This window comes from Methanococcoides methylutens (assembly GCF_000765475.1).
Lineage (GTDB): Archaea > Halobacteriota > Methanosarcinia > Methanosarcinales > Methanosarcinaceae > Methanococcoides > Methanococcoides methylutens.
Genome location: NZ_JRHO01000014.1, coordinates 911,455 through 924,135, shown reverse-complemented (window position 1 = coordinate 924,135; position 12,681 = coordinate 911,455). Strand labels below are relative to the sequence as shown.

12 protein-coding genes are annotated in these 12,681 nt (G+C 42.8%); 10 read left to right on the top strand and 2 right to left on the bottom strand.

Annotated features, from left to right (window positions below; all coding sequences use genetic code 11):
• Window positions 1-56 precede the first annotated feature (56 nt).
• From LI82_RS11730 to LI82_RS11695, 7 genes are all read left to right on the top strand, one after another.
• Entirely contained in the window at window positions 57-752 is a 696-nt protein-coding gene (locus tag LI82_RS11730; RefSeq protein WP_048195975.1) for an energy-coupling factor ABC transporter permease, read from the top strand.
• Window positions 749-1,051 carry an energy-coupling factor ABC transporter substrate-binding protein gene (locus tag LI82_RS11725; protein ID WP_048195973.1) on the top strand — a complete coding sequence of 101 codons (303 nt, stop codon included), beginning with the start codon at window positions 749-751 and terminating at the stop codon, window positions 1,049-1,051. The genes LI82_RS11730 and LI82_RS11725 overlap by 4 nt, the downstream gene beginning before the upstream one ends.
• A gap of 117 nt (window positions 1,052-1,168) precedes the next feature.
• Entirely contained in the window at window positions 1,169-1,951 is a 783-nt protein-coding gene (gene cbiQ, locus LI82_RS11720) for a cobalt ECF transporter T component CbiQ (RefSeq protein WP_048195971.1), read from the top strand.
• A 17-nt stretch (window positions 1,952-1,968) separates the two neighbouring features.
• Complete coding sequence (locus LI82_RS11715) at window positions 1,969-3,294, top strand: energy-coupling factor ABC transporter ATP-binding protein (protein WP_048195969.1); 1,326 nt, start codon at window positions 1,969-1,971, stop codon at window positions 3,292-3,294.
• Between the two features lie 174 nt (window positions 3,295-3,468).
• On the top strand, window positions 3,469-3,957 hold the full coding sequence (locus LI82_RS11710; RefSeq protein WP_236622743.1) for a CBS domain-containing protein: 489 nt from the start codon (window positions 3,469-3,471) through the stop codon (window positions 3,955-3,957).
• Window positions 3,957-5,129, top strand: coding sequence for a cation:proton antiporter (locus LI82_RS11705; RefSeq protein WP_048195965.1), 1,173 nt, complete (start codon window positions 3,957-3,959; stop codon window positions 5,127-5,129). The genes LI82_RS11710 and LI82_RS11705 overlap by 1 nt, the downstream gene beginning before the upstream one ends.
• Before the next feature lie 52 nt (window positions 5,130-5,181).
• Window positions 5,182-6,477 carry a PAS domain-containing protein gene (locus LI82_RS11695; RefSeq protein WP_081955833.1) on the top strand — a complete coding sequence of 432 codons (1,296 nt, stop codon included), beginning with the start codon at window positions 5,182-5,184 and terminating at the stop codon, window positions 6,475-6,477.
• A gap of 85 nt (window positions 6,478-6,562) precedes the next feature.
• Here the strand turns inward: LI82_RS11695 and LI82_RS11690 are convergent, their stop codons facing one another.
• Window positions 6,563-7,015 carry a pyridoxamine 5'-phosphate oxidase family protein gene (locus LI82_RS11690; protein WP_048195963.1) on the bottom strand — a complete coding sequence of 151 codons (453 nt, stop codon included), beginning with the start codon at window positions 7,013-7,015 and terminating at the stop codon, window positions 6,563-6,565.
• 183 nt (window positions 7,016-7,198) lie between these two features.
• Between LI82_RS11690 and LI82_RS11685 the strand changes: the two genes are divergently transcribed.
• Window positions 7,199-9,877 carry a cation-translocating P-type ATPase gene (locus LI82_RS11685; protein ID WP_048195962.1) on the top strand — a complete coding sequence of 893 codons (2,679 nt, stop codon included), beginning with the start codon at window positions 7,199-7,201 and terminating at the stop codon, window positions 9,875-9,877.
• Between the two features lie 83 nt (window positions 9,878-9,960).
• A complete protein-coding gene (locus LI82_RS13175) occupies window positions 9,961-10,104 on the top strand; it encodes a hypothetical protein (RefSeq protein WP_160174984.1) in 144 nt (47 codons plus the stop codon).
• Between the two features lie 89 nt (window positions 10,105-10,193).
• Here the strand turns inward: LI82_RS13175 and LI82_RS11680 are convergent, their stop codons facing one another.
• Window positions 10,194-10,979, bottom strand: coding sequence for an ATPase domain-containing protein (locus tag LI82_RS11680; RefSeq protein WP_048195960.1), 786 nt, complete (start codon window positions 10,977-10,979; stop codon window positions 10,194-10,196).
• A 530-nt stretch (window positions 10,980-11,509) separates the two neighbouring features.
• Between LI82_RS11680 and LI82_RS11675 the strand changes: the two genes are divergently transcribed.
• The gene (locus LI82_RS11675) at window positions 11,510-12,664 is read left to right on the top strand and encodes an S-layer protein domain-containing protein (protein WP_048195957.1); all 1,155 of its coding nucleotides are present in this window, start codon (window positions 11,510-11,512) and stop codon (window positions 12,662-12,664) included.
• Window positions 12,665-12,681: the final 17 nt, after the last annotated feature.

The following is a 12,681-nucleotide window of genomic DNA, read 5'->3' as shown; positions in this document are numbered from 1 at the left end:
TAAATTCATCTAGCTAGATATAATAATTCATTATAAATCAGGAATGGAGTGTTAAAATGCATATATTCGAGGGATTTTTACCATCACCATGGTGGCAACTATGGTTTGTGTTCTCTATACCAGTAATTTTCTTTGGTATCTACAGGTTGAACAAACTTGTAGCTGAAAAGCGCGAACTATTGCCTTTACTGGCAGTAGCGGGAGCATTCGTCTTTGTACTTTCATCTTTGAAAATGCCATCTGTTACGGGTAGTTCTTCACATCCAACAGGAACAGGAATGGCAGCTATTCTTTTCGGTCCTGCAATTGCAGCGGTCCTGAGTACAATAGTACTGCTTTACCAGGCAATTTTCCTGGCACACGGTGGTCTTACAACACTCGGTGCAAATGTCGCATCAATGGGTATCATTGGCCCGGTTGCAGCATATGTCATCTACAAGGCAGGTATGAAAGCTAACATCAACTTCTATGTTGTCGTTTTCCTTGCTGCCACATTTGCAGACTGGATCACTTATGTAGTAACTTCTGTTGAGCTTGCTTTAGCTTTCCCGGCAGAGGTTGGTGGAGTTGCAGCGTCACTTAAAGCGTTCATGCTGGTATTCGCAACAACCCAGGTTCCTCTGGCTATCATGGAAGGTGCACTGACAGCTCTTATCTTCAAGTACGTTATACAGGTAAAGAGCGACGCACTTTTACAGCTCAATGTTATTTCAGAATCAGTCCTTGATAAGATCAAGGGGGCTAGCCAATGAAAGGTGAAGCAATATTTGCAGTAATAGCTATTTTGTTCGTAGCATCATTCTTCTATGGAATGGCAGCAAACCCGGACTCCGAGTTTGGTGGTGCTGACGGTCAGGCAGAAGATGTCATCGCTGAGATAACAGACGGCGAATACGAAGAGTGGACAGGCGATTCATGGGTCAACTCTGTAAAGTTCGAACCTCCTGGAGGAGAAACCGAGAGTCTTCTCTTTGCACTTCAGGCTGCTATCGGCGCAATTGTCCTTGGTTACTTCTTCGGATATTACAAAGGCAAGCAACAGTCTGAATAAGACTGTTTATCTCTATGGTGGTCCTCGTTAAGGATCACCTTTTTCTATTCTTTTTCCTATGTACTAAATCACATTAATAATTGCTAAATAAAACGAAATTAACGGCGTGAACATGATATGACAAATATTCTTGATGACTATGCTTTGGTAAGTCCGTTAAGGTATCGAAACAACTGGCTTAAACTCGCTATCATTACTTTTGGTCTTTTAATGGGGGTTTCTTCACAATCCTTCATTCTACCTTTTACTGTAGCTTTATGCATGAGTTTTGCAACGGTTTATTTTGCGAAGATCCCTGCCGGATTTTACCTGAAACTCCTGTCTGCTCCTGCTGTTTTTGTTATCTTAAGTGTTATCATCATAGCATTTTTCTTTGGTTCCGGAACTGAGCTTTTCGGATTTGATATTTTTAATTATCGACTTGGTGTAAATACAGGTGGACTTGATATGGCATTGCTGGTATTTTCAAGGACACTCAGTGGTATGTCATGCCTTTTCTTCCTTGCACTGACAACACCTATGGTAGAGTTGTTCTCAGTCCTGAAGGCTACAAAGTTGCCTGATTCTTTAATTGAATTATCCATGATGATGTATCGTTACATCTTTGTTTTCCTGGAGGTTGCATGGGGTATCAGGTATGCACAGTCCGTAAGGCTTGGATACAAGGACTGGAGAACTGGTCTTAATTCACTTGCCATGCTTGCAACAACTCTTTTCATAAGGTCATGGGAGCAGGGAGAGAAGATCTTCATTTCCATGAGTGCACGTTGTTATGATGGAAGAATCCTCTTCTTTGAGGAAAAAAGGCCTGTCAGGGCAACAGAATTGATGCTCACAGGCATCTACTTTTCCGCGATTCTGGTGTTGTGGTATTTGACTGATGATATTTCTATATTCTAAAGGTCTCGGAGGTAAAACTGATGATATTGGAAACAAAAGGCTTGAAGTATTCCTACCACGATGGGACCCAGGCTATAAAAGGCGTTGATGTAAAGATAAAAAAAGGTAAGAAAATAGCTTTTGTCGGAAAGAACGGTTCCGGTAAATCAACTCTTTTCATGCTGTTGAACGGTACCCTCAAACCTAAAGAAGGCGCGGTATATTTCCATGGAAAACCCATGGAATACGATGCAAAGTCCCTGCGTGAGGTGCGGAAAAGTGTGGGCATCGTTTTCCAGAACTCGGATGACCAGATATTTGCTCCTACAGTCTATCAGGATGTAGGTTTTGGGCCAACGAACCTCGGTTATTCAAAAGAGGAAGTTGAAGAGAAGGTCAATCATACCCTCGAATATATCGGTATAACCGAATTCAAGGATAAACCTCCCCACCATTTGAGCGGAGGACAGAAAAAAAGGGTTGCTATTGCAGGTGTTTGCTCGATGGACCCCGAAGTGATGATCCTTGATGAACCATTAGCGAACCTTGATCCTGTTGGTGCGGATGAGATCCTTGATCTTCTGAATGAACTTAATCACAACGGTACCACCATGATAATTTCAACTCATGATGTGGAACTTGCCTATAGCTGGGCAGATTACGTATATTTCATGACAGAGGGGAACATAATAGGCGAAGGTCTACCTGAAGATGTTTTCAGGGATGCTGACCTTCTGAGGAAATCCTATCTAAGACAGCCTCGCACACTGGAGATCTATAGCGAACTTGAAAGAAGGAACCTTGCAATTCGTAACAGGTTCCCTACAAGTGTTCCTGAACTGGTAAATTCCTTCAAGCCTCCTGAGTTGATGTGGATAGAAGTATCACCTGATGTAAAGGAAGGTGACATTATCAATCTCGGTGTCATGCACGGTGAATATGCTATCAGCAGTCCTTATGAGGCAGTCAATGCAAAGGTCCTGCATATCCATCCTGAAGGGCATGCTATTGCAGAAATGACAAGGCATGGAATAAAGTCCGGTGGTATTGTCATCTATAACACGGATATCTATGACGAGGAATCTTTCCGTAAAGTTGTTGCTGAAGAAGATATTGACAGTATCGGTGCAATGGGTAAAAAGAGCAAGACACTTGCTGAAAACAAGATGATCGACCTTCAGATAACTTCCGGTGTTATCGATAAGTCCATACTTATGGCACTTTGTGGTAAGAGATCCCTGATAATGACCTCAGGCGGAATGGTAGAACATGCTGTGAAACGTATCGACGAATACGCCGAGAACAGTGGAATAGCTATTCAAATGTCTCTTGCAAATATTGAAAGGGATGAACTGGACCTTTAATGTCCCCCTCTTTCTACTATTTCATTTCTTTTTTATTTTCTATTTTTTTATTTTGGCCTGGTTGTAGCGGTAGCTTTCTGGATATACTTAATAATACAACTAATATTTGTAGGATGAAATGAATAATTTACATGGGTATTTCCCATGCATTATAGCTTCAAGGGGAGGAAAGCTGTGAAAGATGCTGGAAATGAAGATTGTACACAATGTGTTCGGTCTTTTTCTGAAAGTTGTAACGAGAAATTGATAGAACAGGTTATGACAAAAGATGTTGTAACGATCCATGAGGATTATCCGTTAGATGAGATCCTGAATATTTTTAGCAAACATCATTTTCATACATATCCTGTGGTGAATGACAATTATGAACTTGTGGGCATAATCGATCAGGATGTAATGCTTCGTATCCTTCTTGTGGAGAGAACTCCAAGACTGGATCACACACATCATGCTGCAGTGGTAGCCCAGGGTGGGACAGCAAAGGACATAATGATCCCTCATCCGGTATCGATGTCTTCAAATGAGCCTCTTTGTGAGGCAGCTGACATGATGCTCAAACACAAGATGGACCGTGTTTGTGTTGTTGAAGATGGGAAGCTTGTAGGTATCATATGCAAACCCGATATCCTTAAAGAGGTATACAAGTTAAGAGGGTCTGGGTAATGGAAGTTCTCTTCTATATACTGATGATACTTCTTCTGGCAAAGGTCTTTGGTGAACTGTTCGAAAGAGTTGGCTTTCCTTCCATTCTTGGCGAATTGCTTTCCGGTGTGGTTCTTGGAACATTTCTGATACATCAGGAATCAGAGATCATCACATTCCTTGCTGAAATGGGGGCTATTTTCCTTTTGTTCACTGCAGGTTATAAGGAAGTTCATCTTCGCGACCTGAGGGAATCATCCAAAAAAGCATCAATAGCAAGTATCTCTCAGATATTGGTGGCCTTTTCTGCCGGCTTCCTGCTTGGAATGTATTTCCAGTTCAGCACTCTGACAAGTGTCTTTATGGGAGTGGCATTCAGTCCTACCAGCATTGGGGTAGTTGTCAGGACGTTGATAGATATGGATTACCTGTCAAGTAAACCCGGTTCCATGATGCTGAGCTCATCAATATTCGATGATATCATAGGCATATTTCTTCTTTCTATTGTAGTCACAATGGCAACATATGACCAGTTCCCTTCAGCTGTGCAAATATTGTTCATTTTATTGAAGATAGTTACTTTTGTGGCAATAATGCTCATTTTCAGGGTAAAGTTCTTCCCTGTGCTTTTTGCCTACGTACATAAAATGCACATTAAGGAGTCCATCTTTGCATTTGTGATAATGGTGGCTCTCTTTTCCGCCTATCTTGCGGAGGTCTTTGGTCTTCATGCTGTGATAGGTGCCTTCATTGGCGGGGTAATGATATCGGATATCTCCCATGCGAAGATCGAGCATGTGCAAAGTAAGGTTACAGGGATTGCATACGGTATTTTTGTACCGATCTTTTTCGCCTTCATAGGACTGTCCGTAAATATTGCCACTTTACAAACGGTTGGTCTGTTCTCTGTAGCTGTGGTCTTTCTGGCTCTTGCCGGCAAGCTGGTTGGTGGGTTTGCAGGGGGCCGACTTATCGGATTTGACAATTATGACAGCCTGATATTCGGGGTAGGTGTAATGCCAAGGGCGGGAGTGGAGCTGGTTTTGATATCTATCGGAAAGGAAATGGGCATCATAGGTGATGATATCTTTTCAGCCATTGTCCTAATGGTTGCAGTATCTATTTTCGTATCACCTGTACTTTTGAAAATAGCGATTAAGTCTAAGGAGAGAACAAAATCGATCAATACTTAAACTCACTAAACTAATAATAAATTATAAAGTGTTAATTTAATGGGGATAGTACATGGAATCTAATATATCAGGCAAAAATGAAATCAGTGGTTCTAAAAGTGCATTGGGTAAGGTTCTTGACAGAAAAGAAACACTTGAAAAAATAATAGATAACAGTCCAGTCATTGCTTTTCTATGGACGGCGAACGACGCTCCCGAGGAAAAATGGCCTGTGGAATATGTTTCAGGCAACGTAAGTCTTCTTGGTTACACAGTAGAGGACTTCGTTTCCGGTCGTCTTCTTTATGGTGATATAGTTCATCCGGATGACCTGAAGATGGTGGAAGAAGCTCTGAAACAGCGTTGCAGGCAGGGTGCAGATTTCTTTGACCAGGAATACAGGATCATTTTGAAATCCGGGGATGTGCGCTGGGTCGATGAGAGGACCTATATCCAGCGTGATGAGGCTGGTAACGTGACCCATTACCAGGGTACTATTTTTGATATAACAGAACAGAAGTACAATGACCTGGCCTATGAGGAAGTACTGAGGAGACAAAGGTCCCTGGAAGATATCATTAACAATAGCTCTACCATGGTGTTCCTGTGGAGAGCTGAGGAATTCTGGCCTGCTGATTATGCTTCTGAGAACGTTTCAAAGCTTGGTTATTCAGCTGAGGATTTCGTCCTTGGTCGTATTGTTTATGGTGACCTTGTCCATCCGGATGATTATGAGATGGTAAAGGATACACTTGCGGAAAAGTGTGAGGATGGCAGCGATAACTATGCCCAGGAATATCGTGTGGTAACAAAAGATGGGAAGTTATTGTGGGTAGATGAGAAGACCTTCATTCTCAGAGACAAGCATGGGAATCCAACTCACTTCCAGGGAATTGTCCAGGATATCACAAAACAGAAAGAAAGTGAGATCGCACTCAAAGTTGCACTGGAGAAGCAGGCTGAACTGCTGGACAGGAAGCGAGCACTCGAGACGATCGTTAACCACAGTCCTGTGGTCGCTTTCCTCTGGAAGACCGGCCTTGAGGATGAAAAAGAGCTCTGGCCTGTTGAATTTGTTTCAGATAACATAACCCAGTTCGGATATACTGCTGATGATTTCCTATCCGGTGATCTTCTTTATGGTAACATAATCAATCCTGAGGACCTGCCTGAGGTGCAGATGGAACTTTCGGACATCTGCAATGAGGGTGGCAAGGTCTTTGTTAAGGAATATCGGATAAGAACAAAGTCAGGAGAAGAGCGATGGGTGGAAGAGCGGACCTTTGTCCAGCGTGACGACGAAGGTGTTGTGACCAACTATCAGGGTGTTATCCAGGATATTACGGAACGAAAGGAAAAGGGCTGTTAATTAAGAGGGCCAAAGGATAGCAGGTATCAAAGTAAAAACAAAAAGTGTAGGGGAAAGATAATAAACGGTAAAAAGGGTTGCGAAGTCAGTACTCGACTTCGTACCTGAATCCGAATTCTACACTGTAGTCAAGGAAGAAAGCTTTTGTTGGTTCGATCTTTATTATCCTGTTATCAGGGTTCTTTGGCATATCTTTTGCAAATGGATATTTTTCCATAACTAACTGGAAATAGGTCTGTATTTCATCTTCGTCAGTGACAAAGGATGCCTTTCCTTCCATTTGCACGCCTGTTATGTTGAACACATCGAGACTGTCTTCATCTACGGTGAATGCAACTGAAGGGTTCTTTTCTATATTCTGGTATTTTCTTGTGTCCTTGCCTGTTCCCATGTAGACAACAGGTCCTGCTGAAGCATAACCCATGCTATGGACCATTGGTTTTCCTTCAGGGCTGACGGTAGCAAGATTCAGGTATGGATGGTTTTTCAGGTATTCACTAATACGCTCTTTGATCTCTGGATTACATTGGCATTGCATGTTGTTTTCTCCTATAGTATAATGATTCATCAAATTTCATTAATGGTAAAAAAAGATGGTATGTTAAGTTATTTAATTTTACCTAAAGGGATTTTGAATGTAAAAGTCCGGATCTTTCTGATAATTCCGGTGGCAAATTAAGAAATACTATTGTAACATATTTTATTCTGAGTGGGTTTACTGATGGATTATGAAAATGCTGATATTGATTCTGTTCTTGCAGACCTGAACACTTCAAGAGAGGGCCTTTCAGAAGAAGAAGCTGCAAACAGGTTGCTTGAATATGGTTTTAATGAACTGGAAGAAAAAACAAAAGTAACTCCTCTTAAGGTTTTGATGAGGCAGTTCGCGAATTTCATTGTCTGGGTACTCCTGGCAGCAGCCATCATCTCATTAACAATAGATGAGGTTGTGAACTTCTGGGTAATTGTGATCATAATTGCTTTTGTTGTGGTTCTTGGTTTTGTTCAGGAGTTCAAGGCCGAGAAAGCCATGGAAGCTCTTAAGAAAATGGTCCAGTCGGTAACCCATGTTGTAAGGGGTGGGGTTGTGATCGAGATTCCCACAAGGAGCGTTGTTGTGGGAGACATAATGGTCCTTGAAACCGGTGACAAGATTGCAGCTGATGGTTTTGTGTTTGAGGTTCAGGGTTTGAAGATGGATGAATCCGCCATTACCGGGGAGAGCATGTCTGTAGAAAAAGGACCGGGTGATCTTCTCTTTTCAGGCACACAGATAGTCCGTGGAAAATGCAGGGCTGTTGTCACTGCTGTGGGTATGCAGAGCAGGCTTGGAATGATCGCAGGCATGATACAGGAGAACGAAGCCCGTACACCTCTTCAGGAAAAGATAGCTGACCTTGCCAAAAGTCTTGCTATTATTGCCCTTGTTGCATCAGGTCTCACTTTTATGTTTGGTTACTTTACTGGTGCACCTACCGAAGAGATGCTGATAATAGCTCTTGCACTGGCAGTGGCAGCGGTTCCCGAAGGTCTGCCTCTGACCATGACCATCACACTGGCATATGGCATGCATCGAATGGCAAAACATAATGCAATAATCAGGAAGATGCTTGGTGTTGAGACCCTTGGTTCCACAACGGTGATATGTACTGATAAGACCGGAACTCTGACAAAGAACGAGATGACCGTCCAGAAGATATTCGCTGGTGGTGAGTTCTTTGATCTTACCGGTGTGGGATACGACCCGGAGGGTTCCCTGTCAAAGGATGATGGGGCTGTGGAGGTTGAGAAGAACCCCACTCTTGGTATGCTGTTAAAGGCAGCAGCATTATGCAACAATTCTTCCATGGTGCAGCGGCAGGGCAGGTGGGATGTGGTAGGTGACCCTACTGAAATCTCATTGATCGTTGCGGCTTCGAAAGCCGATATCTGGAAAGATGATCTGGATTCTGAGTATGAAAAACTGCATGAGATCATGTTCACATCTGAAAGAAAACTCATGACTACCATTCACAAGACCGATGAAGGCAGGATAGCTTTCTGTAAAGGTGCACCGGAATTTGTTCTTGAAAAATGTGTATCCATTGAAAGGGATGATGGTATCCATGACCTGAACGATGATGATCTGGCCAGGATATTAGATCAGAACACCGAGCTTGGACGTTCTGCATACCGTGTGCTTGGAATATCATACAGGAAACTTCCTGAAGGTTTGCCTGTGGAGGACTCCGAGAACAAGTTGACATTCCTTGGGCTTGTGGCCATAATCGATCCTGAACGGAAAGAAGCGAAGGATGCGATAGCCCTTTGCAATCAGGCAGGTATCAGGGTCGTGATGATAACCGGGGACAATGAGGAAACCGCAAAGGCTATCGGGAAGAAGATCGGGCTGTCTGCTGATTATGATGGTACTGTGGATCAGATGGACGGTAAGCTCAGGCACATTATAGATGATGGTGCTATAACAGGAAGTGAGCTCCTGTCCCTTGATGATGAGGAATTCAATTCTGTGGTTGAAGGTGTCAGTGTCTATGCAAGGGTCATGCCTGAACAAAAGCTCAGGATCGTGCAGGCACTGCAGAACCGGGGTCATGTTGTTGCAATGACTGGTGATGGTGTCAACGATGCGCCGGCACTGAAGAAAGCTGATATCGGGATCTCCATGGGAATTAAAGGTACTGATGTTGCTAAAGAGTCCAGCCTGATGGTCTTGCAGGATGATAATTTCGAGACAATAGTGGAAGCTGTAAAACGCGGTCGTGGTATTTATGAGAACATCGAGAAGTTCACAACTTACCTGGTCTCAAGGAACTTTACCGAGGTAATCCTCATATTGCTGGGAATAACGCTTCTGGGATTTGACCTGATCCCACTTCTGGCGTTGCAGATATTGTTCATCAATATGTTCGACGAGATCATGCCTGCAATTGCACTCGGTCTTGATCCGGTAAGGGATGAAGTGATGTATGAAAAGCCCCGCAAGCCAGGGGAGAGGATACTCAAGAAAAGAAACCTATTGCTTGTGGTCAGTATTGCTTTGGTCATGGGTCTGGTATGCTTCCTTGTATTCCTGTTCTCCGATCCGGTGGGTAACATCGAAAGAGCACGTACCATGACCTTTGCGACCATCGTCAGTATGATACTTTTCATTCCATTCGTGTTCAGGTCACTGACAAGATCAGCTTTTAGTGTTGGTCTTTTCACTAACAAATTGATGCTTGTAGGTGTTGCCAGCACATTCCTGCTGACATTGACAGTAATGTATGTTCCATATCTTGGAAATCTATTTGAGCTCGCAGCTCTTGGACCGGCTGAATGGATCGTTCCTATCTCCGCAGCGTTTGCAACACTTTTTATTGCTGAAGCAATAAAGAAAATACTGGCAAGTAGTGGAATATGAATTAGAGTAAACCTAATATATGTCGCTGATCAATGTAAAACATGCTTATAAAAGGCATTTAGAATTTCAATTGGTGAAATAAAATGAACTACAGATGTTCCGTATGTCAAGGAAGGATGAATCGCTGGAGATTTCCTACGATCAAAAGACACGACAATTTTGGTCGCCAGCTTGTGATCTACAAGTGTATAGACTGTGGTAACGAAGAGACCTACCCTGATCTCTGATCTTTCCGTATGTATTTTCAGGCATCTTTTAAATATCTTTCAAGATGCCCGTGTCTTTCTTTTATACTACTATGGTGCCCGGATAGTTATCAGAATGAGGATGGGGCATATACTTCTTCGTGTGGGTGTATAACAAAACCTTCTGAAGTAATATCATATGGATGTAGCTTTTTGCTATGGTCTGAACCACGCATCTTGAATACCTCAATAGTGCGGGTGCGGACCGTTTCACGCATGTCGTAATGAAGCACGAAGGTGCCATCTGTTACGAAAGTCTCCACACCGAACCTCGAAGGCTCTTTTTCATTTACTATCTCACATGTCATCAGTGAGGTAAGTCCTATAACTTCCAGGGTCGTACTGAGCTTGAGAAGTTCCACACGGATCTTTCCAGGATCGTGCAGGTAGAAACTGATGGAAGTTGTAGAGTCAACAAGAGCTCTTTTTGCATTGATCTCTTCCTGAGCTGCAATAATCTGGTCCATCATTGAGCGAGTGTCAAAGGGCCTGACATCGACATATTTTTCCTGTGATGGAATGCCGATCTTGGTGGAACATGCATCTATGATGATAAGTTTACCTTCATCTTCCAGTGCCTGAAGGTCCCATCCGAATTTGAGTACATTCTCCCTGATCTGTTCCGGTCTCTCTTCTGTTGCGACGATAATACCGTTCTCACCGTATTTTGTAATGCCATTATATATGTACTGGACGGAAAAGTTTGTTTTTCCCGCACCTGATGTACCTGATATAAGGTATGTACGATCGCGGATAATTCCTCCTCCACAAAGTTCATCAAATCCGGGAATGCCGGTCTTGACCCTGTTCATTTCATCTTCCATTGATATCTCTTCAGAGGCTGACCCTTCGAACATTATATTTTCACTCCTCATTATATTAGTGTGCACTTAGTTTGAGACCATTATCTGCCAACTATGAGGCACATTTGAATTATTATAGTAATTATATGACACAACAGGTTTCACTGTTATTATAATAATAATTAACACGCTGTACATATAAATTTATTGAGGATAGCCACGTATTGCAACATTGGACATAACAACAAAAATGTTAATTTTGATAAAATCGACAATCTACGAATTATAGTAGGTGATTTTTGAGCATTTTATATTAAATCCCCTGGATAATCATCGACATTTACCGTTATTTGCATCGATATTTACCTTTGCATTGCGATAAATGTCTTAAATGAGACCACAAAAGATTTAATAGGCAATTAACTTATTAGACAGTTGTAATCCAATATGACGGGATTAAGAGGGTGATTATATCTCCTTCGGCAATGAACGAAACTTCGTGCGTTGTTTGGGGGACTGATACACGTTAATACGTTTATCTTGATTCTCACTCTTTAATATATTTAAAATAATGGAGGAAAATAATGAAAAGATTTACAGCAATCGCACTTGCTGCTCTTATGGTACTGAGCTTTGTATCAGTAGCTAGCGCAGTAGACTCTTATGAAGTCCGCGGTGAAGTAACAGATCTCCCAGTCTTTACATGGGATGCTAACAACTTCGCAGGCTTCTGGTATGACCTTGATGAAGGTGACACTTCTGAAACCTTAACACTTACCGTCGAAGCTGATGGTACAATCCTTGAGGACACAGGTGTCGCATACACTGCAATTCCACAGCCTTTCCAGACACCAGAATTTGATTTTGATGTTGCAGAAGATGACGCTGACCCATATGAGTTTGCAAAGATCGGCTTCCTTGCAGAAGAGTTCTTTGTAGTTGGATATGACACAGCTGCATTGACAAACAATGTCGACACACTCTCCAAGGTCCTTATGGACGATGACGAGAGTTACACCATGAGAACCGGCGAGTCCCTTGAGCTTGCAGACGGCTATGCAGTTACACCAAAGCAGATCGATGTTGACGGTAACAAGGTATGGCTCGAGATCACCAAGGACGGCGACTTCGTAGAAGACAAGATCATCAGCACAGATGTTGTGGGCGAAGATGCAGGTCCTAAGACCTGGTACTATGAGATGGACCTCAACGATATCGATGATGTTCCTGTAATCATGATCCACGTCGATGAGGTATTCCAGGGACAGGTAGACAGTCTCTGTGTCATCGAAGGTATCTTCCAGATCTCTGATGACCCAGTGATCGTTGAAGATGGCGATGAGTTCGGTGAGCTTGAAGTAACCACCATTGTTGACCAAATCGATCTGAGCAACGAAGATAACGAACTTGACATGCCAGATGACGACACCCTTGACCTCACTGATGGAATTAGCATCAGGGCAGCTGAGGACACCGTAAGATGGTTCCTCTTCACCGAGGTAACAATCGATGGTGAAGAGCCTGTAGAGCCTGTAGAGCCTGTAGAGCCTGTAGAGCCTGTAGAGCCAGCTGACAACGAAACAGTTGACAACGAAACAGTCGAAGAGCCTGTTGTCGAAGAGCCAGTAGTCGAAGAGCCTGTTGAAGATGATGAAGGCGACGAGACAGTACCTGGTTTCGAAGCAGTCTTCGCAATTGCAGGTCTCCTTGCAGTAGCATACTTCGTCAGAAGGAACTAAATAACTAAAATCTAAGA

Coding starts and splice junctions, on each gene's coding strand:
- LI82_RS11730 (WP_048195975.1), top strand. CDS start 57: ATGCATATATTCGAGGGATTTTTACCATCACCATGGTGGCAACTATGG.
- LI82_RS11725 (WP_048195973.1), top strand. CDS start 749: ATGAAAGGTGAAGCAATATTTGCAGTAATAGCTATTTTGTTCGTAGCA.
- cbiQ (WP_048195971.1), top strand. CDS start 1,169: ATGACAAATATTCTTGATGACTATGCTTTGGTAAGTCCGTTAAGGTAT.
- LI82_RS11705 (WP_048195965.1), top strand. CDS start 3,957: ATGGAAGTTCTCTTCTATATACTGATGATACTTCTTCTGGCAAAGGTC.
- LI82_RS11695 (WP_081955833.1), top strand. CDS start 5,182: ATGGAATCTAATATATCAGGCAAAAATGAAATCAGTGGTTCTAAAAGT.
- LI82_RS11690 (WP_048195963.1), bottom strand. CDS start 7,015: ATGCAATGCCAATGTAATCCAGAGATCAAAGAGCGTATTAGTGAATAC.
- LI82_RS11685 (WP_048195962.1), top strand. CDS start 7,199: ATGGATTATGAAAATGCTGATATTGATTCTGTTCTTGCAGACCTGAAC.
- LI82_RS13175 (WP_160174984.1), top strand. CDS start 9,961: ATGAACTACAGATGTTCCGTATGTCAAGGAAGGATGAATCGCTGGAGA.
- LI82_RS11680 (WP_048195960.1), bottom strand. CDS start 10,979: ATGTTCGAAGGGTCAGCCTCTGAAGAGATATCAATGGAAGATGAAATG.
- LI82_RS11675 (WP_048195957.1), top strand. CDS start 11,510: ATGAAAAGATTTACAGCAATCGCACTTGCTGCTCTTATGGTACTGAGC.